The sequence below is a fragment of the Cellulosimicrobium sp. XJ-DQ-B-000 genome (genome assembly GCF_031119065.1).
Taxonomy (GTDB): Bacteria; Actinomycetota; Actinomycetes; order Actinomycetales; family Cellulomonadaceae; genus Cellulosimicrobium; species Cellulosimicrobium funkei.
Genome location: NZ_JAVHYN010000002.1, coordinates 155228 through 175214, shown reverse-complemented (window position 1 = coordinate 175214; position 19987 = coordinate 155228). Strand labels below are relative to the sequence as shown.

The 19987-nt window shown below is 75.9% G+C and carries 14 protein-coding genes; 11 read left to right on the top strand and 3 right to left on the bottom strand.

Features of this window, described 5'->3' with window-relative positions:
• Window positions 1–60 precede the first annotated feature (60 nt).
• From RDI86_RS04650 to RDI86_RS04625, 6 genes are all read left to right on the top strand, one after another.
• Window positions 61–771, top strand: a complete 711-nt coding sequence (locus tag RDI86_RS04650; protein ID WP_021482095.1) for a DUF981 family protein — start codon at window positions 61–63, stop codon at window positions 769–771.
• An 83-nt stretch (window positions 772–854) separates the two neighbouring features.
• A complete protein-coding gene (locus tag RDI86_RS04645; RefSeq protein WP_308820825.1) occupies window positions 855–1466 on the top strand; it encodes a hypothetical protein in 612 nt (203 codons plus the stop codon).
• Window positions 1467–1574: 108 nt separating this feature from the next.
• On the top strand, window positions 1575–2105 hold the full coding sequence (locus RDI86_RS04640; protein ID WP_128957560.1) for a hypothetical protein: 531 nt from the start codon (window positions 1575–1577) through the stop codon (window positions 2103–2105).
• 110 nt (window positions 2106–2215) lie between these two features.
• Entirely contained in the window at window positions 2216–3907 is a 1692-nt protein-coding gene (locus tag RDI86_RS04635) for a methyltransferase (RefSeq protein ID WP_308820824.1), read from the top strand.
• A 42-nt stretch (window positions 3908–3949) separates the two neighbouring features.
• Window positions 3950–4921 carry a LysR family transcriptional regulator gene (locus RDI86_RS04630; protein ID WP_061266591.1) on the top strand — a complete coding sequence of 324 codons (972 nt, stop codon included), beginning with the start codon at window positions 3950–3952 and terminating at the stop codon, window positions 4919–4921.
• 117 nt (window positions 4922–5038) lie between these two features.
• Complete coding sequence (locus RDI86_RS04625; protein WP_076404043.1) at window positions 5039–6535, top strand: S1 family peptidase; 1497 nt, start codon at window positions 5039–5041, stop codon at window positions 6533–6535.
• An 84-nt stretch (window positions 6536–6619) separates the two neighbouring features.
• Here the strand turns inward: RDI86_RS04625 and RDI86_RS04620 are convergent, their stop codons facing one another.
• Window positions 6620–7318 (bottom strand): vitamin K epoxide reductase family protein, encoded by a 699-nt coding sequence (locus RDI86_RS04620; protein ID WP_251176511.1) that lies wholly within the window; start codon window positions 7316–7318, stop codon window positions 6620–6622.
• A 341-nt stretch (window positions 7319–7659) separates the two neighbouring features.
• Here RDI86_RS04620 and RDI86_RS04615 point away from each other — a divergent pair, with 341 nt between their 5' ends.
• The 3 genes from RDI86_RS04615 to RDI86_RS04605 are packed head-to-tail and all read left to right on the top strand — an operon-like array spanning window position 7660 to window position 13738.
• Window positions 7660–9345 (top strand): DUF3375 domain-containing protein, encoded by a 1686-nt coding sequence (locus tag RDI86_RS04615; protein ID WP_308820823.1) that lies wholly within the window; start codon window positions 7660–7662, stop codon window positions 9343–9345.
• Window positions 9342–10094 (top strand): DUF4194 domain-containing protein, encoded by a 753-nt coding sequence (locus RDI86_RS04610; RefSeq protein WP_308820822.1) that lies wholly within the window; start codon window positions 9342–9344, stop codon window positions 10092–10094. The genes RDI86_RS04615 and RDI86_RS04610 overlap by 4 nt, the downstream gene beginning before the upstream one ends.
• Entirely contained in the window at window positions 10094–13738 is a 3645-nt protein-coding gene (locus RDI86_RS04605) for an ATP-binding protein (RefSeq protein WP_308820821.1), read from the top strand. The genes RDI86_RS04610 and RDI86_RS04605 overlap by 1 nt, the downstream gene beginning before the upstream one ends.
• 4 nt (window positions 13739–13742) lie before the next feature.
• Here the strand turns inward: RDI86_RS04605 and RDI86_RS04600 are convergent, their stop codons facing one another.
• Window positions 13743–14441: a helix-turn-helix domain-containing protein gene (locus tag RDI86_RS04600; protein WP_308820820.1), complete on the bottom strand. Its 699-nt coding sequence runs from the start codon at window positions 14439–14441 to the stop codon at window positions 13743–13745.
• A gap of 148 nt (window positions 14442–14589) precedes the next feature.
• Here RDI86_RS04600 and RDI86_RS04595 point away from each other — a divergent pair, with 148 nt between their 5' ends.
• Both RDI86_RS04595 and topA read left to right on the top strand, forming a co-directional pair.
• A complete protein-coding gene (locus RDI86_RS04595; RefSeq protein WP_308820819.1) occupies window positions 14590–15687 on the top strand; it encodes a phosphatase PAP2 family protein in 1098 nt (365 codons plus the stop codon).
• A 155-nt stretch (window positions 15688–15842) separates the two neighbouring features.
• Entirely contained in the window at window positions 15843–18620 is a 2778-nt protein-coding gene (topA, locus tag RDI86_RS04590; RefSeq protein WP_076403430.1) for a type I DNA topoisomerase, read from the top strand.
• Window positions 18621–18781: 161 nt separating this feature from the next.
• Here the strand turns inward: topA and RDI86_RS04585 are convergent, their stop codons facing one another.
• Entirely contained in the window at window positions 18782–19927 is a 1146-nt protein-coding gene (locus RDI86_RS04585; protein WP_168945350.1) for a glycerol dehydrogenase, read from the bottom strand.
• Window positions 19928–19987 lie beyond the last annotated feature (60 nt).

The window sequence follows — 19987 nt, the reverse complement described above, 5'->3', positions numbered from 1 at the left end:
TATGGTTATCGCCCTCGGACCGCGAGCGCGGCCCGTGGAACGAACGAGGAGTGGAGAAGGATGGTCGCCGCCGAGGGGCTCGTCATCGACTGGGCACAGATGCCCACCTACAACACCGTGATGTCCGTCGCCGTCGGCGCCGGGCTGATCCTGCTGGTCATGCTCGGCCGCGAGCTGCTGCGGGCGCCCGGGAAGATCGTCGTGGAGGGCTGGTCGCTCGCGTTCGGCGTGCTGGGCACGATCCTCACGGCGACCGGGCTGCACATGACGCTCACGTGGCCGCTCGCCGCGGGCGGCTTCCCGTTCGACAACATCATCTTCGGCGAGACGAGCCTCGCGTTCGGCGTGCTGCTCCTCGCCGCCGCGTTCTACCTCTGGACGCGCGGCCGCGCCGCGCTCGAGCGGGCCGACGCCACCGAGCACCTGCAGGCCGTCGCGCGCCCCGTGTCGGTGTTCGTGCTCGGCATGGGCCTCGGCCTCGTCGCCATCGCGATCGCCGGCGTGACGTACCAGCTCTTCGCCGCGCCGCCGGAGGAGCCGATCTCCGGCGCGTTCGCCGCCTACCCGCTCGTCGAGGCGATCTTCATGTCCGGGCTCATCGCGCTCGTGGGCGTCGGCGCGATCCTCTTCCCGTTCGCGGTCCGCTCCGGGCGGCGCGTCGTGCGGGTCGTCATCGGGTGGGCCTGGGGCCTGTCCGGCGTCGCGTTCCTGCTGTTCGGCGCGATGAACTTCTTCACCCACATCGGCCTCATCGTCAACACGATGGGCTGACGCCGCGGCGACCCCGAGGACCCCGCCGGCCGACCAGGCCCGCGGGGTTCTTCGCGCCCGCGGGAGGCGTCATCATAGGGGCCATGCAATCACCGGTGCGCGCCGTGGCCCACGCCGCGGTCCTCGCCGTCGTCGCCGGGCTGTGCCTCGCCGTCGTCGCGAGCGGGGCGTTCGACGTCGTTGCCCTCCCGGGCGCAGCACCCGCCGCCGCACCGCCCCCGCCCGCCGCCCCCGCGGCGTGGTCCCCGGGTGCCGGGGACGGCGCGGACGACGGCGCGGCACCCGCCGACGGCACGGACCCCGACACGTCGGACCCCACCGCGCCCGACGACGGCACGGACCCGGGGGCGGGCGCCGTCGACCCGGCGTGCCGGGAGGCGGAGGTCGCGTGGGGCGCGGCGGCCAAGGCGCAGGTCAACCTCACGGTCGACCACCCCGAGGCCCTCGTCGAGGGGTTCACCACCGCCCGCGACACGCTCGCCGGGACCACCCCGCCCGTGGCGGTCGCGCGCGACTGGGCCGTCGTCACGACCTACCTCACGATGATCGCGGACGAGGTCGAGGCCACCGGCACGCGGGACACGGGCGAGCTGTCGCGGGCGATCGACCGTGTGGGGCGCCGGATCGACACGGCGGCGCTCACGTCGTCGTCCCGGGCGGTCACCGAGTACTTCCGGGCCGGCTGCGCGCGCTGACCGGCACGCGCCGGAACTTCACCCCGTGGCGATGGCCACATGGGGAGCGGTCCCCACTTCGACGTTTTGAGGGCGCGCGACGCGCGTCCGTGGGAAACCATGGGCGTCATGCGCACCCGACTGACGATCACCAAGACCACGACCGCCCTCGCGACGAGCGCCCTCCTCGTGCTCGGCCTGGCCGCCTGCGGTGGCTCCGGCGACGACGCGAGCACCGACTCGGAGACCACGCCGGCGGAGGAGACCAGCACGTCGGCCGAGGAGGAGACCACCCCGTCCGAGGAGCCCACCGAGGAGGAGTCCGCCGACACCGAGGCGTCGGGCGACTTCTGCACCGCCTACGACGCCCTGCTCGACGCCCAGACGACCCTGAGCTCGATCGACACGAGCGACCCGGCCGCCGCCGTGACGCAGTTCGAGACGTTCACGGCGTCGCTCGAGGCCGCCGAGGCCCCGGCCGAGATCAGCACCGACTGGGACAACGTCACGGGCGTCTTCCGCCAGCTCACGGACACGCTCGAGACCGCGGTCGCCGACCCGGCGAACGCGGACATCTCCTCGATCACGTCGCTCATGACGGACGAGACCTTCCAGACCTCGGCGCAGAACGTCGCGGTCTACGGCACGCAGAACTGCTGACGACGACCTCCCCCACGGACCCTCGGCACGCCTCGGCGAGCCGGGGGTCCGTCGCGTCCGGGGCGGCGCGGGCCCTCGGCAGCCGCGCGCGGATCGGTGAGGATGGAGCCATGCCTCCCGCCTCCAGCACCCCGAGCCCGTCGTCGCGCACCGTCGCGGACGGGCCCGGCCCCGTCCCGCCCGGCGCCGGCCTCGCCCCCGCCGACCTCGCGGCCGCCGCGGCGACGCTGCGCGAGGACCTCGCGGCGGCGGACTTCACGGTCGACGGCGTCGAGCGCGTGCTCGGTCCCGTCGCGTCCGCCGCGCTGCACCGCGAGCAGGCCGTCCCGGCGCGGCGCGCGCTGCGCGACCGCGGTCGGGAGGAGGCCGACCCCACGGCCGCTCTCGCCGCCCTCTTCCTCCTCGGCGACGACGTGCCCCGGCGCGCCCTCGACGCGGCGCTCGGGCGGACGGGGGTCGACGGCGCACGGCGGCTGGGCCTCGTCGAGACGGCGGGCGCGGGCGACGACGACGCGGTGCGCGCGCTCGTCGACCTGCGGCCGTACGCGGCGACCGACGCCGCGGGCCCCGTCACGTGGTGGCTGTCGTCGGACCTGGGCGAGCTCGCGACGGGCCGCCGGCTCGCCCCGGACCACGTGCTCGGCGCGGGCGGCGCGTCCCTGACGCTCGCCCAGGTGACGGTCCGGACGCCGGTCGGGCGCGTGCTGGACCTCGGGACGGGTTGCGGCATCCAGGCCCTGCACGCCGCGCGGCACGCGCGCGCTGTCGTCGGCACGGACATCTCGCGCCGGGCGCTCGGCTTCGCCGCGTTCAACGCTGCCTTCAACGCCGCGTTCGACGAGGACTCCGGCGACTCCTCGGCGGCCAGGCCCGGAGGCGCCGCACCGGCCGGGCGGGTCGAGCTGCGCGAGGGCTCGATGCTGGAGCCGGTCGCGGGCGAGCGGTTCGACCTCGTCGTGTCGAACCCGCCGTTCGTCATCACCCCGCGCGCCGCCGGTGGTGCGCTCCCGGACTACGAGTACCGCGACGGCGGCCGGTCGGGCGACGACCTCGTGCGCGACCTCGTGACCGGGGTCGGCGCCGTGCTCGAGCCCGGCGGCGTGGCCCAGCTCCTCGGCAACTGGGAGCACCGCCGCGGCGTGCCGTGGGACGAGCGCGTCGGCGCGTGGCTCGACGAGGCCGGCCTCGACGGCTGGGTGGTCCAGCGCGAGGTGCTCGACCCCGCGGAGTACGCCGAGACCTGGATCCGCGACGGCGGCACGACCCCCGAGCGCGAGCCCGCGGCGTGGGCGGCTGCGTACGGCGCGTGGCTCGACGACTTCGCCGCGCGCGACGTGGAGGCCGTCGGCTTCGGCATCGTCACGCTGCGCCGTCCGCTCGCGGGCGCCCGCCCGACGCTGCGGCGGCTCGAGGAGCACACCGGGTCGGTGCGCCAGCCGCTCGGCGCGCACCTCGCGGCGTCGCTCGCGGCGCACGACTGGCTCGCGGCGCGCGACGACGCGGCCCTCGCGGGCGAGCGGCTCGCCGTCGCGCCCGACGTCACGGAGGAGCGGTTCCACACGCCCGGCGCGCCGGACCCCACGGTCGTCCTGCTGCGCCAGGGCGACGGTCTGGGCCGCGCCGTGCGGGCGACGACGGGGCTCGCCGCGCTCGTCGGCGCGAGCGACGGCGAGCTGACGGTCGGCCAGCTCGTGGGAGCGATCGCCGCGCTGTTCGAGGTCGGCGCCGAGGACCTCGCGGGCGAGCTCCTGCCCGACGTGCGCGGGCTCGTGCGCGACGGCTTCCTCGCACCCGTGGGCTGACGCGCGCGACACGCCCCGGCCGCACCGATACGTTGGGGCGGCATGGACCTCGAGGTGCGGCACCTGCGCATGATCGTGACGGTGGCCGAGACGGGCAGCGTGACCAAGGCGGCGGCGTCGCTGGGCCTCGCGCAGCCCGCCCTCACCGCCCAGCTCAACCGGATCGACCGTACGCTCGGCGGGTGCGTCTTCACGCGCGACCGGCAGGGCGCGCGCCCCACGGAGCTCGGCGAGCTCGTGCTGCGGCACGCGCGCGTCGTGCTGCCCGCCATGTCCGCGCTGGTCGACGACGCCCGGCGGCTCACGAGCGAGCACGGCACGGTCGGCCGCGTGCACGTGGGGACGGTGAGCTCCGCGATCGGCGGCCTGTTCGCGAGCCGGCTGCACACCGCGCTGCCCGGAGCGCTGGGGGTCGACGACCTGCTCGTCACGACGGCGACGTCGTGGTCCGTCGAGGAGACCGCGGACCGGCTCGCGAGCGGCACGCTCGACGTCGCGCTCGTCGGGATGTGCGGCGACGCGTCCCCGCCCGCCGCCGGGGGCCTGGTGTGGACGGCGGTGTCCACCGACCCGGTGTTCGTGCTCGTCGACGAGTACCACCCCGTCGCCGGGCGCGACGCCGTCGGGCTGGGCGAGCTCGCCGACGCGCTGTGGCTCACGGCCCCCGGGAGCGGGTGCTTCGAGCGCTGCTTCGTGGGGGCGTGCGCGCGGGCGGGCTTCACGCCGCGCGCGATGGGGGAGTCGGACCGCACGTCGTGCATCGACCAGGTGCGCGGCGGGCACGCCGTCGCGCTCGTCCAGCCCGTGCTCCTCGACGCCCCCGGCGTGCGGACCGTCGCGCTCGAGGGCGCCCCGCTGCGCTGGACGCACCACGTGGGGTGGCGGCGCGACGCCGTCGACCGCCTCCCGGTCGACGCGGTCCTGCGGGCCGCGACGGGCGCGCACCGCGACGCCGTGCAGCGCTCGCCCCGCTACCGGCGGTGGCGCGCCGAGCACCCGGTGGAGACCGCGTAGGGGCGAGCCCGCACATAGCGCCCGCGTATGACCTGATCGTGATCTGGGCGCGCCCTGGACGCGTCCCTAGCGTGGCCTCGACCGGGCCACCCGGGCCCGGCGAAGGGAATGGACGACATGACACGACCACTCCGCAGGAGGCTCGCCGCGGTCACCGCCGCGGCGACGCTCCTGGCGGGCGGGGCCGCGACGCACGCCGTCGCCGCCACGCCCGCACCCGACGACCAGCGCGCGACGGTGCGCGCGGTCCCCAAGACGGTCCCCGGCCTGGAGCGCGCGCTGGAGCGCGACCTGGGCCTCAGCGCGCGGGACGCACGGACGCGCCTCGCCTTCCAGTCCGACGCGGCGGGCACCGAGGCCGCGCTCGAGCAGCGCCTCGGCGCCGACTACGCGGGCGCGTGGGTCGACGACGCCGCGAACGTCCTCTACGTCGGCGTCACCGACGCCGCCGACGCGCGCACGGTGCGCGCCGAGGGCGCCACCGCGGTCGACGTCGACCACACGCTCGCCGACCTCGAGACCTGGCGCGCGACGCTCGACGGCGCGCTCGCCGACGACCCGGCGGCGCTGCCGGGCTGGTACGTCGACGTGACGCGCAACCGCGTCGTCGTCTCGGTGCGCGAGGGCGGCCAGGCCGACGTCGCCGCCCAGGTCGCCGCCGCGGGCGTGCCCGCCGACGCGGTCGCGTACGAGGAGACGACGGAGTCCCCGCGGCCGCTGATCGACGTCGTGGGCGGCAACGCGTACACGATCGGCGGCGGCAGCCGGTGCTCGGTCGGGTTCGCGGTCCAGGGCGGGTTCGTCACCGCCGGGCACTGCGGCTCGACCGGTGCGCGCACGTCCGGGCCGGCGGGCACGTTCCGCGGGTCGAGCTTCCCGGGCAACGACTACGCGTGGGTCCAGGTCGACGCGGGCAACACGCCCGTCGGCGCGGTGAACAACTACGCCGGGGGCCGCGTCGCGGTCGCGGGCGCGACGCAGGCGCCGGTCGGGGCCTCCGTCTGCCGCTCGGGCTCGACCACCGGCTGGCACTGCGGCACCGTCCAGGCGTACAACGCGTCCGTCACCTACCCGCAGGGGACCGTCACCGGCCTCATCCGCACGACGGTGTGCGCCGAGCCCGGTGACTCCGGCGGCTCGCTCCTCGCGGGCAACCAGGCGCAGGGCGTCACGTCCGGCGGGTCCGGGAACTGCAGCTCCGGCGGGACGACGTACTTCCAGCCGGTGGGCGAGATCCTCTCGGCGTACGGCCTGACGCTCCTCACGAGCGACGGCGGGGGCGGCACGCCGCAGCCGCCGACGGGCTGCAGCGGCTACGCCCGCACGTACTCCGGGTCGCTCGCCGCGGGCACGACGGCGGTCCAGCCCGACGGGTCGTACTACACGGCCGGGGCCGCCGGGACGCACCGCGCGTGCGTGAGCGGTCCGAGCGGTGCCGACTTCGACCTCTTCCTCCAGCGCTGGAACGGGTCGACGTGGACGACGGTCGCGCAGTCGACCTCTCCGGGCGCGAACGAGTCCGTCTCCTACTCGGGGGCCGCGGGCTACTACCGGTTCGTCGTCCAGGCGTACTCCGGCTCGGGCGCCTACACGCTGGGGGCGACGACGCCCTGACCCGCCCGCCGCGCGCCGAGCACGAGGTCGCCGTCGTTCCCGTCCGCTTCCCTGGAGCAGCCTCGTGCTCGGCCGCGTGGGCCGTCAGGCCAGCAGCGCCGGGCCGTACTTGAGCAGCACGAGGGCGGCGAGGCCCACGAGCCACGCCGCGACGAGGTAGCCGTACGCGCCCGACCGCACGAACCCGAGCAGGCGCGCCTGGGCGCCGCGCGGCAGGTAGAGGTTGTCCTCCAGGACGTTCCAGTGCAGGAGCGACGCGAACACGAGCGTCGTGGAGACCGTGATGAGCAGGCACCACGGGCACAGCGCCCCGATGACGAACATCGACTGGTAGAAGAGCCAGTACGCGAACACGACCCCGAGCAGGTAGACGCACTGCGCGGCGAAGAGGAACCACCGGGGGAAGCGGGTCCCGCCGAGCGCCGCGACCGCCGTCGTGATGACGATCGGCTCCGCGATCAGCCCGAGGAACGCGTTGGGGAAGCCGAACACCTGCGCCTGCCACGACTGCGCGACCGTCCCGCACGACAGCACGGTGTTGACGTCGCACGACAGCACCGCGCCGGGGTCCCCGGCGAGGAGGACCGCGTCGTACGACAGCACGAACGCCGCGGTGAGGCTCAGCAGCCCGAACAGCAGCATCTCGCCGAAGAGCACGCCACGGGAGTGGGTCCAGCCGGTGGGCCGGGCGAAGGGGTCGAAGCCCGCGTCCGGCGTCGGGCCCGACGCCGTCGGGCCGGGCGAGCGGGCGTCGTCCGCGAGCGCGGTGGTCGTTCCGGTCACGGGCGGTCCTCGGGTCCGCGGGGCCCCGCCGGAGAGGTCCGGCGGGCGGGGCAGAAGGTGGCGCCGGCCGGCAGGGTGGGCGCGCTGCCGGCCCGGCGCCGCACCCAGCGTACGAACGTGCGCCGCGGGGCCGACAGGGACCATGGTCCCGGATCCGGGGCGCTTCTCGGGCGGTCCCGGGCGACCGGTCGGACGCCCGCCGAGCCCGTCGGGAGGGCAGCCTCGCGGTGGGTCGTGGGGGCGGTGCGGGCGGTCCGCCCTAAGATCTGGGGGCGCCCCCTCGCGTGGCGCGCCCTGGCCGCCGCGCCGGGCACCGACCCGCCCCGCCCGAGAGGACCTGCGTGCAGCACGACGACGTCGACTCCCTGCGACGGTCGAGCGCGGCGTGGCGGCTCCTGCGCGCGGACACGGCGCCGCTCGTGCTCTCGTTCCTCGGCACGCTGTTCGTCGAGGACAACGTGCGCGCCATCCCGGAGAGCGAGCTCGTCGCGCGCCTCGACGACCACCTGTGGGCCGTCGACGGCCGGGCCGCGCGCGCCTCCGGCACGGAGCCGCGGTACCCGCGCGCCCCGCAGGCGTACGTGGACCACTGGACGCACCCGGACCAGGGCTGGCTGCGCGCCTGGTACCCGCCCGGCTCGGCGGAGCCGCACTACGACGCGACGCCCGCCGTCGAGCAGGCCGTGCGCTGGGTCGCGTCGCTGCGCGGGCGCGGGTTCGTCGGCACCGAGTCGCGGCTCAACACCGTCTTCGAGCTGCTGCGCCAGCTCGCCGTCGGCACGCAGACGGACCCGGCGGAGCGCCTGCGCGAGCTCGAGGAGCGCCGTGCCGCGATCGACGACGAGATCGCCCAGGTCCGCGCGGGGCGCGTCGCCGTCCTCGACGCGGCGGCGCAGCGCGACCGCTACCAGCAGCTCACCCAGACGGCGGCCGACCTGCTCTCCGACTTCCGCGAGGTCGAGGCGAACTTCCGCTCCCTCGACCGGGAGCTGCGCGAGCGCATCACGGGCTGGGACGGCGCGAAGGGCGAGCTGCTCGAGGAGGTCGTGCGGTCGCGCACGGCCATCGCGGAGTCGGACCAGGGGCGGTCGTTCCACGCGTTCTACGACTTCCTCCTCGACCGGCGTCGCCAGGAGGAGTTCGCCGCGCTCGTCGAGCGCGTGCAGTCACTCGACGCGATCGCGCCCGACGTCGTCCGGCCGGCCCCCGGGACGCCCGGCCCGGCCGTGGACGCCGCCGCGCAGGCCGCGGCCCGGGAGCAGGAGCACCGCCGCCTGCGCCGCGTCCACTACGACTGGCTCGACGCCGGCGAGCGCACCCAGGCGACCGTGCGGACCCTCTCCGAGCAGCTCCGCCGCTTCCTCGACGACCAGGTCTGGCTCGAGAACCGGCGGGTCATGGACATCCTGCGCGGCGTCGAGGCGAAGGCGCTCGCCGCGCGCGACGTCGCCCGCGCGGCAGGCCGCGCCGGCGCCCCGCCGGGGATGCCGGTCGACGCCGTCGCCCCCGAGGTCGTGCTGCCGACGGAGCGGCCGCTCTTCACGCCGCGGCCCACGGCCCGCCTGGACTCCGACCACGTCGAGGTCGGCGACGACGACTTCGAGGTCGACGCGCTGTACGACCAGGTGCACGTCGACCCGGAGCGCCTCGCGCGCACGGTCCGCGCGACGCTCTCGCGGCCCGGCGGCCCGGGGGAGGTCGCGCTCGCGGACCTGCTCGCCGACGCGCCGCTCGAGCACGGGCTGGCCGAGCTCGTGACGTACCTGTCGCTCGAGGACCCGCGGTTCGTCGTCGTGCACGACGACGAGCGCACCGACGAGGTGCGCTGGGAAGGCGAGGCCCCGGCGGGGCCCGTCGCCGAGGACGGCGCGCCGGACCCGGTGGTGCGCGTCGCGCGCCTGCCCCGCGTCACGTACGCGCGGCGGACGAGCGGCTCCCCGCCCGGCGGGCCCCCCGCCCCGCACCCCGCCGTGCTCGACGCACGACCCGACGCACGACCCGACGCCGTCCCGGAGGAGACCCCGTGAGCACGACCCGCACCGCGCGCGACCCGGAGCTGTCCGTCGTCGTGACGTCGCTGCTCAAGGGCGTCGTCTACCGCGAGTCCGGCGAGGCGCTGTGGCGCGACCTGCTCGCCCGCGAGGCGCAGGTGCGCGACGCCGTCGCGATGCTCGGGCTGCAGGTCGTCGTCGACGAGGGCGACGGCTACGCCTACCTGCGCTCCCAGCCCGAGCACGAGCGCGACGAGCGCGTGCCGCGGCTGATCCCGCGCCGCGAGCTGCCGTTCGACGTCAGCCTGCTGCTCGCCCTGCTGCGCAAGCGGCTCGCGCAGGCGGACTCGGAGGGCGGCGAGACGCGCCTCGTGCTCACGCGCTCGGAGATCGTCGACCTGCTGCGGGTCTTCCTCACCCAGGACGCGGGCGCCGCGGCGAACGAGGCGCGGCTCGTGGACCGGGTGGACGCGCTCGTGCGGCGCGTCGTGGAGCTCGGCTTCCTGCGCCCGGCGGGGCGCCCGGACCCGGACGGGCCCGACGCCGCCGCGGCGGGGGACCCCGGTGACCCGGCCGACGCCGAGACCCGGCGGTACGAGGTGCGCCGCATCCTCAAGGCGTTCGTCGACGCGCAGTGGCTCGCGGACTTCGACGCGCGCCTCGCGCAGTACCTGGAGCTCGCCGCCGAGGGCGGTGGCCCGGGGGCGGGGACGCGCACGGGGGCGGCGGGCGCGGGGACTGGCCCGGCGACGGGCACGGCGACGACGACGAGGACGGTGGCGTGATGGAGGGCCTGTTCAGCGCGGTCGAGCTGCACGACCCGGCGGCCGACCTCGACGCGCGCGCCGGGTTCCGGCTCGAACGGCTCGAGGTGCTCAACTGGGGCACGTTCGACCAGCGCGTGTGGGCGTTCGACCTCGACGGCCGCAACGCGCTGCTGACCGGCGACATCGGCTCGGGCAAGTCGACCATCGTCGACGCGGTGACGACGCTGCTCGTGCCGTCGCACCGGATCTCGTACAACAAGGCCGCCGGGGCGGGGGCGCGCGAACGGTCGCTGCGCTCGTACGTCGCGGGGCACTACAAGTCCGAGCGCGACGAGGCGACGGGCACGACGCGCCACGTGGGCCTGCGCGAGCGCGGCACGTACTCGGTCGTGCTGGGGCGGTTCTCGAACCGCGGGTTCGACCAGGAGGTCACGCTCGCGCAGGTGTTCTGGCTCGCCCCGGGCCAGGCGGGCCAGCCGGACCGCTTCTTCGTCACGGCGGACCGCCCGCTGACGATCACCGAGGACTTCGCGGGCTTCGGCGGCGACGTCACGGCGCTGCGCCGCCGCCTGCGCGAGTCCGGCGCACAGGTGCGCGACCACTTCCCCGACTACGGGCGGGACTTCCGCCGCCTGCTCGGCATCCCGTCGGAGCAGGCGATGGACCTGTTCCACCAGACGGTGTCGATGAAGTCGGTCGGCGACCTCGGCGAGTTCGTGCGCGAGCACATGCTCGAGCCGTTCGACGCCGACCGCTGGACGGACCGGCTCGTCGCGCACTTCGACGACCTGACGAGCGCCCACGACGCCGTCGTGCGGGCGACCGCGCAGATCGAGCGGCTCGCGCCCCTGCTCGCGGACTGCGACGCGCACGACGCGCTCGGGGAGCGGGCCGAGGCGCTCGTCGCGCGCCGCGACGCCCTGCGCGCGTTCACCGCGTCGCGCCGCGTGGCAGACCTCGACGGTCTCACCGCCGCCCTCGACGAGCGCGTGGCCGACGGCGAGGCCCGCCGCCGCCGCGTCGTCGACGAGCTGGGGCTGCTCGGCGCCGAGCGCCAGCGGCTCGAGCTCGAGCGCGCGGGCCACGGCGGCGACCGGCTCGCCGCGATCGAGGGCGAGGTCGCGCGCCGCGAGGTCGAGCGCGCCGCGCGCGAGCGCCGCGTCGCCCAGCTCGCCGGCTACGCGGCGGCGGCCGGCCTGACGCTCGGCGCCCCGGACGGCGCCGACGCCGCGGCGGGGGACCCCGTCCCGGCGGGGCCGGGGCAGGGCGCCACGGCGGGCGCGGTGGCCGCCGCGCTCGTCGACGCCGAGGCGTTCGCGGCGCTCCGTCGCGCCGCCGACGACGCCGCCGTGCGCGTGCGCGACGACCTCGCCCGGGCCGAGGAGCAGGTGAGCGAGGTCGCGGCGCAGGTGCGCGCCGTCGAGCAGGAGACCGCCGACGTCAAGGCCGAGCTCGCGAGCCTCGCCGACCGCCGGTCCAACCTGCCGCGCACTCACCTGGAGGTCCGGGACCGGCTGTGCGACGGCGTCGGGCTCGCGCCGGGCGACGTCCCCTTCGTGGGCGAGCTGCTCGCCGTCCGCCCCGAGCACGCCGACTGGGAGGGTGCGGCCGAGCGCGTGCTGCGCGGCTTCGCGCTCTCGCTCCTCGTGCCGGCGGTGCACTACGACGCGGTGTCCGCGTGGGTCGACCGTGAGCACCTCGGGCTGCGGCTCGTCTACCACCGGGTGCCCGAGCGCGTCCCCGCCGCCCGGCCGGCGCCGCGCGAGGACGGCGTCCCGCTCCTCGCCGACCTGCTCGACGTGCGGCGTCTCGACGACGCGCCGACCCTCACGGCGTGGGTCGAGGCCGAGCTCGAGCGCCGCGCCGACCACGCGTGCGCGCCGGACCTCGACGCGTTCCGCCGGCTCCCGCGCGCGATCACGCGGGCCGGCCAGGTCAAGCACTCGCCCGACCACCACGAGAAGAACGACACGCGCGCGGTCGACGACCGCCGGGGCTACGTGCTGGGCTGGTCGACCCAGGCGAAGATCGACGCGCTGCTCGAGCAGGCCGCCGAGGTCACGGCGCGTCGCGACGCGCTCGCACGGCGTCGGGACGAGGCGGCCGCCACGCGCGAGGCGCTCCAGGCCCGTTCCGCCGCGCTCGGGCGGCTCGACGTCTACCGCGACTGGGACGAGCTCGACCGCGGGGCCGAGACGGCGCGCATCGCCGAGCTCGCCGAGGAGAAGCGGCGGCTCGAGCAGGCGAGCGACGAGCTCGGCCGCCTCGCGGCGCTCCTCGACGACAACGCGCGCCGCCAGGCGGAGCTCGAGGCGGAGCGCGACCGCGTCGTCGCGACGCTCGGCGCCGACCGGCACGCGCTCGACGAGGCGCGGACGGCGCGGGAGCGGGCGCGCGCCGTGCTCGACGGCGCGGGCGACACGCTCGACGAGGAGACGACGGCGGCCCTCGCCGCGGAGTTCGACCGGGAGCTCGCGGGGTTCGGCGCGACGGGCCCGGGCGGCGCCGCCGACGGCCCGACGCGCGCGGCCGACCTCGACGCGGTCGAGAACGCGGTGCGCTCGCGGCTCACCGCCGAGGCCGAGCAGGCGCAGCGCGAGCGCGCGGACCTCGGGACGCGGATCGCGGGGCAGATGGCCTCGTTCCGGTCGGCGTACCCGGTCGAGACGGCGGAGCTCGACGCGGACGTGCGGTCGGCCGACGGCTACCGCGAGATCCACGACCGGCTCGTGCGCGACGACCTCCCGCGGTTCGAGGCCGACTTCAAGGCGTACCTCAACACGAACGCGATCCGCGACATCGCGGGTTTCGCGGCCGAGCTCGCCAAGCAGGCCGACGTCATCCGCGACCGGATCGACACGATCAACGACTCGCTCCGCGCGATCGACTACAACCCGGGCCGGTACATCCGTCTGGAGATGTCGCGCACGCCCAACCTCGAGGTGCGCGAGTTCCAGCAGGACCTGCGCGCGTGCACCGACGGCGACGGGATCCTCGCCGAGGACGACCGCGCGCTCGCCGAGGGCGACGGGTCGCTCGCCGACGGCGCGCTGTCGTACTCGGAGGACCGGTTCCTGCGGGTCAAGGCGCTCGTCGAGCGGTTCCGCGGCCGCGAGGGCATGACGGACCTCGACGAGGCGTGGCGCCGCCGCGTGACCGACGTGCGCAACTGGTTCGTGCTCTCCGCGTCCGAGCGGTCCCGCGCCGACGACTCCGAGCACGAGCACTACTCCGACTCCGGCGGCAAGTCCGGCGGCCAGAAGGAGAAGCTCGCGTACACCGTGCTCGCGGCGTCGCTCGCCTACCAGTTCAAGCTCGACTGGGGCGCGGTGCGGTCGACGGCGTTCCGGTTCGTCGTCATCGACGAGGCGTTCGGGCGGGGGTCGGACGAGTCGACGCGCTTCGCGCTCGAGCTGTTCCGCCGCCTCGGGCTGCAGCTGCTCATCGTCACGCCGCTGCAGAAGATCCACGTCATCGAGCCCTACATCTCGGCCGTCGGGTTCGTCGACAACCCCACCGGCCGGTCGTCGCGCCTGCGGACGCTGTCCATCGCCGCGTACCGCGAGGGCCGCCGGGAGGGCGACGCCGCGCCGTCGGACGGCGGTGCCGAGCCCGCGGCCGAGCCGGTGCCCGATCCCGTGCCAGAGAGCGTGGCGACGTAGCGCGTCAGGCGAGCGGGCGGGGGCGGCGGGCGCCCGCCAGGGTCGCGGCGAGGACGGCCTCGATCGCGAACGCGGTCGCCTCCGCGAGGTCGACGGCGGCGGGGTCGAGGAGCCACTGGGTCTGGAGGCCGTCCATCGCGGCGATGATCGTCGAGGCGGCGAGGTCGAGCGCACGGTCGTCCGGCACGGCGGCCGTCTCGTCGCCCGCGGCCCGCCGCTCCTCGACGACCTCGCGGAGCGCACCGGCGACGTCGGCGCGCAGCCCGGCGAAGCGCGCGGTGACCCACGCGCGGGCGGGATGGTCGTCCGTGACGGCCTCGCCGGCGAGAACCGTGTAGGTCTGCACGATCCCGGGGCGCTCGGCGTTCGCGGCGGCGGTCGCGACGAGGTGCCGGAACAGGTCGAGCCCGCCCGGCATGTGCTGCCCCTCCAGGTGCGCGACGCCGTCGCGGTCGCGGGACGCGAGGACCTCGGTGAGCAGGCGCTCCTTGGACCCGAAGTGGTGCAGCACGCCGGCGTGCGTGATGCCCACCTGCTCGGCGACCTCGGCGAGCGACCCCTGGTGGTAGCCCCGCGACCCGAAGACGCGCATCGCCGCGCGCAGGATCTCCTCCCTCCGCTCGGCGGTCCCGGGGCGCGGGCGCCGGGGCCGCGGGCTCCGGGAGGACGGCGAGTCGCTCGGCGCGGAGGAGGCGTCGGTCATGCCGTCACCCTACTGGCGGCCCGTGACGCCGTGCCCGGGCCACTCGGCCCGGACGGGCGGGCGCTGCCCCGGACCGGTCCGGGGCAGCGCCCGCAGCTCTTCCCGCCGTCTTCCCCGAATGCGCACACGCGTCCTCTACGGTGGTGGGATGCCTTCCGACCACGCCCCGACCCGGCCGCTGCCGACCAGCGGCGGGGCGGGTACGCGGCCGCTCCCGGCGACGCAGCCGATGCCGCCCACGCCCGGACCGGCGGCCGCGCCGCCGCCCGCCGCAGCGCCTTCCGCCGGGAACCCGTACCCGCCCGTCCCGCAGGCCGCCGCGGGCGGTCCCTCCGCCCCGGCGCCGCGCCGGGCGCCGCACGCGCACGCCGTCCCGGGTCCCGACGGACCGAGCACCGGCTCGCGCGTGGTCGCGGCCGTCGTCGCGCTGCTCGCGGTCGCGGGGGCGTGGCTCGTGTGGCGGTTCTTCGTGGACACGTTCGCCGGGCAGATGCTCGAGCGGGCCGCGTTCGACGGCGCCGTGACCGGCCAGGGAGAGCTCTGGGCGGTCGCCGAACCCGTGCTCGACACGGTCTCGGTCGCGTTCGTGGTCGGCGGCCTGGGCGCCGCGATGGGCATCGCGCTCCTGCGCCGCCGCTGGGGGCTCGCGGTGCAGGTCGCGTTCCTCGTCGTCGGCGCGAACGTCACGACGCAGCTCGTCAAGCACTCCCTCCTCGGCCGCGAGGAGCTCATCGGCGGCTGGCACTGGGAGAACTCGCTGCCCAGCGGCCACACCACCGTCGCGGGGTCGGTCGCGGCCGCGCTGCTGCTCGTCGTGCCGCGCGGCGCCCGGGCGCTGGTCGCCGTCCTCGGGGGCGCGTACACCGCGGCCACCGGGGTCTCGACCCTGGTCGGCCAGTGGCACCGCCCGAGCGACGTCGTCGCCGCCGTCCTCGTCGTCCTCGCGTGGGCCGCGCTCGTGTGCGTCTTCACGCCGAGGTCGTCGCTCGACCCGGGCGCCGGGCCCACGCCCGGCTCCACCGTCACGGCGGTGCTCCTCCTGCTCGGCGCAGCCGCGGCGGGCGTCGGGGCGCTGCTCGCGCTGCGCGCGACGCCCGCGACGTGGGGCACGACGGCGGCGCAGGAGATGACGGCCTACGCGGGCGGCGTCGCGGGCGTGCTGGCGGTGACGGCCGCGGCGTTCGCGGTCCTGCTCCTCGTCCGTCAGTCCACAGCCCGCCCCGACCGTCGTCCCGTTCGGGGGTAGGGTGCGTGCGGCTGGCGCGACGGGAGTAACGTCGTAGGCTGCCACGGCGGGCGACCGGACGGTCGTCCGGGTCGCCGGGGCCCCGGCGGGGCCCGCCGCCGTCGGGCAGGGAGCGCCCGCCACGGACACGTACGCACGGACGAAAGCAGGATCGGATGCCACGCAAGCTCGTGATCGTCGAGTCGCCCGCCAAGGCTCGCAAGATCCAGGGCTACCTCGGCGACGACTACGAGGTCGAGGCGAGCGTCGGGCACATCCGCGACCTGCCGCAGCCGTCCGAGCTGCCCGCGGACATGAAGAAGGGCCCGTACGGGAAGTTCGCGGTCGACGTCGACCACGGCTTCGACCCGTACTACGAGGTCTACGCGGACAAGAAGAAGAAGGTCGCCGAGCTCAAGCGCGCGCTCAAGGACGCCGACGAGCTCTACCTCGCGACCGATGAGGACCGCGAGGGCGAGGCCATCGCGTGGCACCTCCTCGAGGCGCTCAAGCCCAAGGTCCCGGTCAAGCGCATGGTCTTCCACGAGATCACGCGCGAGGCCATCCAGCGGGCGCTGCAGAACACGCGCGACCTCGACGAGCACCTCGTCGACGCGCAGGAGACCCGCCGCATCCTCGACCGCCTCTACGGCTACGAGGTCTCGCCCGTGCTGTGGCGCAAGATCGCCCAGGGGCTCTCGGCCGGCCGCGTGCAGTCGGTCGCGACGCGCCTCGTCGTCGAGCGCGAGCGCGAGCGCATGGCGTTCGTCCCCGCCGAGTACTGGGACGTCACGGGCACCTTCGAGCACGCGGACGCGTCGGCACCGGACGCGGGCAAGGCCTTCGGCGCCCGGCTCGTGCAGCTCGGCGACGCGCGCGTCGCCTCGGGCCGCGACTTCGACGACCGCGGGCAGCTCAAGCCTGCGGCGGCGCGCGACGGCGTCGCGCACCTCGACGAGACGACGGCGCGCGCCGTCGTGACCGGCCTCGCGGACGCGGCGTTCGCGGTGCGCTCGCTCGAGACCAAGCCGTACACGCGCCGTCCCGCGGCGCCGTTCACGACGTCGACCCTCCAGCAGGAGGCGAGCCGCAAGCTGCGCATGTCGTCGCGCCAGGCCATGCGCACCGCGCAGTCGCTGTACGAGAACGGCTACATCACCTACATGCGTACGGACTCGCCGTCGCTGTCGGCCGAGGCCACGACGGCGGCCCGCCGCCAGGCGGCCGAGCTGTACGGCCCCGAGTTCGTCCCGGAGAAGCCGCGCGTCTACGCCGCGAAGAACCAGGGCGCGCAGGAGGCGCACGAGGCGATCCGCCCCGCGGGCGACTCGTTCCGCACGCCCGCGCAGGTCAAGCGCGAGCTGAGCGACGACCAGTTCAAGCTCTACGAGCTCGTGTGGAAGCGCACCGTCGCGTCGCAGATGGCGGACGCGAAGGGGTCGACGGCGTCCGTCCGCCTCGGCGCGACCCTCTCGGCCGCCGCGGGCGACGTCGCGGGCCGCGACGCGGTGTTCGCCGCGTCGGGCACCGTCATCACGTTCCGCGGCTTCCTCGCCGCGTACGAGGAGAGCTCGGACGTCGACCGCTACGCCGAGGACGCGCCCGTCGTCGGGGCCAAGGGCGGTGACGAGGCGCGCCTGCCGCAGATGAGCGAGGGCGACGCCCTGCGCGCCGACGACCTCACCGCCGACGGGCACTCCACGTCCGCGCCGCCCCGGTACACCGAGGCCAGCCTCGTCAAGGCGCTCGAGGAGCTCGGGATCGGGCGGCCGTCGACGTACGCCTCGACGATCTCGACGATCCAGGACCGCGGGTACGTGCTCTCGCGCGGGCAGGCGCTCGTGCCGAGCTGGCTCGCGTTCGCCGTCGTGCGGCTGCTCGAGGAGCACTTCGACCGGCTCGTCGACTACGACTTCACCGCGCGCATGGAGGCCGATCTCGACGAGATCGCCGCCGGTCGCCGCGACCGCGTCGCGTGGCTCACCGAGTTCTACTTCGGCGACGCCGCGAAGGGCGAGGACGCCGAGGGCCTGCGCGACCTCGTCGCGAACCTCGGCGACATCGACGCGCGCGGCATCAACTCGGTGCCGATCGGCGAGGGCATCCAGCTCCGCGTCGGGCGCTACGGGCCCTACGTGGAGGACCTCTCCGTCCCCGTCAAGGAGGGCGAGAACCCGCCGCGCGCGTCCGTGCCCGACGACGTCGCCCCCGACGAGCTGACCGTCGCCAAGGCGCGCGAGCTGCTCGCCGCGGGCGCCGACGACGGCAAGGTGCTCGGCACCGACCCGGTGTCCGGCAACGAGATCATCGCGAAGGCCGGCCGCTACGGCCCGTACGTGACCGAGGTGCTCGACCTCCCGCCGATCGACACGAGCCTCTCGGCCGCCGCGCAGAAGAAGGCGAAGGCCGCGCAGCCCAAGCCGCGCACGGCGTCGCTGCTCAAGACGCAGTCGCTCGACACGATCACGATCGACGACGCGCTGCGCCTGCTGTCGCTGCCGCGCGTCGTGGGGACGGACCCGGAGTCCGGCGAGGAGATCACCGCGCAGAACGGCCGCTACGGCCCGTACCTCAAGAAGGGCACCGACTCGCGGTCGCTGCCCGACGAGGAGTCGATGTTCACCGTCACCCTCGACGAGGCGCTCGAGCTGTACAAGCAGCCCAAGCGCGGGCGCGGCCAGCGTGCCGCGACGCCGCCGTTGCGCGAGCTCGGTGACGACCCGAACAGCGGCAAGCCGATCGTCGTCAAGGACGGCCGGTTCGGCGCGTACGTCACCGACGGCGAGACGAACCGCACCCTGCCCCGCGACGTCACGCCCGAGTCGATCACGCCCGAGCAGGCGATCGAGCTCCTCGCGGAGAAGCGCGCGCAGGGCCCGGCGAAGAAGCGCACCACGGCCCGCAAGCCGGCCGCGAAGAAGGCCCCTGCCAAGAAGACGGCCGCCAAGAAGTAGCCGCGGTCAGCCCCGTCAGCCGTCGGCCGACCAGGTGATCGTGGCGCGTCCGGGCTGCCGGACGCGCCAGGTCGACCTGCTCGAGGGGGTGGGACCGCCTGGTCGGCCCATCCCGGGCCGGGCCCCTCCGGCGACGGCGGGGCCCGGGGCGGTGGGAACGGTCAGTGCGCGGTGTGCTTGACCGGCTCGGGGAGGCCCGCCTCGGCGCGGACGCGGCGGGAGAAGCCCTCGATGGAGCGCAGGGCGTCGACGAGCTCCGGCACGCGCACGGGGAACGGCATGGCGTGGATCGTCTCGCCCTCCGCGGTGGCGGCCTCCGCGACGCGCGTGAGGTCGTGCACGTCGTCGGCGGTCAGGCCGATCTCGGTGAGCGTGTTCGGCAGGCCGACGCGCGTGGTGAAGCGCACGAACTCCTCGATCTCCTCGGTCGGCGCGCCCTCCAGGACGAGCTGCGTCACGGAGCCGATGTTCACCTTCTGGCCGTGCGTGAGGCCGTGCGTCTGGGGCGCGGCGGTGAGGCCGTTGTGGATCGCGTGCGCCGCGGCGAGGCCGCCGGACTCGAAGCCCAGCCCGGACAGCAGCGTGTTCGCCTCGACGACCTTCTCGACCGCGGGCGTCACGAGGTGGTCCTTCACCGCGTCGATCGCGGGCAGCGCGTTCTCCCAGAGGATGTCCCACGAGAGCTGCGCGAGCGCCGTGCCCGTGACGAGGGGGAGGCCGCCGGCCATGGTCGACGCGTTCGCCTCGGCGACGGCGCGCGCCTCGATCCACGTCGCGAGCGCGTCGCCGACGCCGGCGACGAGGAACTTGACGGGCGCGTTCGCGACGAGGCCCGTGTCGACGAGCACGAGGTCCGGGTTGTGCGGGAAGAACCGGTACTCCTCGAACGCGCCGTCCTCGGTGTAGATCACGGACAGGGCGGAGCACGGGGCGTCGGTGGACGCGACGGTCGGCACGGACACCCAGCGGATGCCGCGCAGGTGGCCCGCAGCCTTCACCGCGTCGATGGTCGAGCCGCCGCCGATGCCGACGACCACGTCGGCGCCGAGCTCGTCGATCTCGCGCGCGAGCCGGTCGACCTCCGCGGCGGTGGCGTAGGTGCCGAACCCGGTGCGGTGGCGGGGGAGGTCCTGCTCCTGGAAGGACACCGCGACGGTGTCCTGGACGATGCCCCACACGACGTCGTCGGCGACGAGCAGCGGCTTCGTGCCGATCGGTCGGACGAACTCGCCGAGCCGCGTGAGCGCACCGCGGGCCTGGACGTAGCGCAGCGGGCTGATGAGCGTGCGGACGGGAACCTCGGACATCGTGGCCTCCTGTGGGGTCGGTGGGTCGCCGTCGGGCGCGCCGCAGCCGTGCGAGGCCGG

Bases quoted from the DNA above. Each gene is read 5' to 3' on its own strand.
- RDI86_RS04595 (WP_308820819.1), top strand. From the start codon at position 14,590: ATGCCTTCCGACCACGCCCCGACCCGGCCGCTGCCGACCAGCGGCGGG.
- RDI86_RS04645 (WP_308820825.1), top strand. From the start codon at position 855: ATGCAATCACCGGTGCGCGCCGTGGCCCACGCCGCGGTCCTCGCCGTC.
- RDI86_RS04585 (WP_168945350.1), bottom strand. From the start codon at position 19,927: ATGTCCGAGGTTCCCGTCCGCACGCTCATCAGCCCGCTGCGCTACGTC.
- RDI86_RS04635 (WP_308820824.1), top strand. From the start codon at position 2,216: ATGCCTCCCGCCTCCAGCACCCCGAGCCCGTCGTCGCGCACCGTCGCG.
- RDI86_RS04600 (WP_308820820.1), bottom strand. From the start codon at position 14,441: ATGACCGACGCCTCCTCCGCGCCGAGCGACTCGCCGTCCTCCCGGAGC.
- RDI86_RS04605 (WP_308820821.1), top strand. From the start codon at position 10,094: ATGGAGGGCCTGTTCAGCGCGGTCGAGCTGCACGACCCGGCGGCCGAC.
- RDI86_RS04625 (WP_076404043.1), top strand. From the start codon at position 5,039: ATGACACGACCACTCCGCAGGAGGCTCGCCGCGGTCACCGCCGCGGCG.
- RDI86_RS04640 (WP_128957560.1), top strand. From the start codon at position 1,575: ATGCGCACCCGACTGACGATCACCAAGACCACGACCGCCCTCGCGACG.
- RDI86_RS04650 (WP_021482095.1), top strand. From the start codon at position 61: ATGGTCGCCGCCGAGGGGCTCGTCATCGACTGGGCACAGATGCCCACC.
- topA (WP_076403430.1), top strand. From the start codon at position 15,843: ATGCCACGCAAGCTCGTGATCGTCGAGTCGCCCGCCAAGGCTCGCAAG.
- RDI86_RS04630 (WP_061266591.1), top strand. From the start codon at position 3,950: ATGGACCTCGAGGTGCGGCACCTGCGCATGATCGTGACGGTGGCCGAG.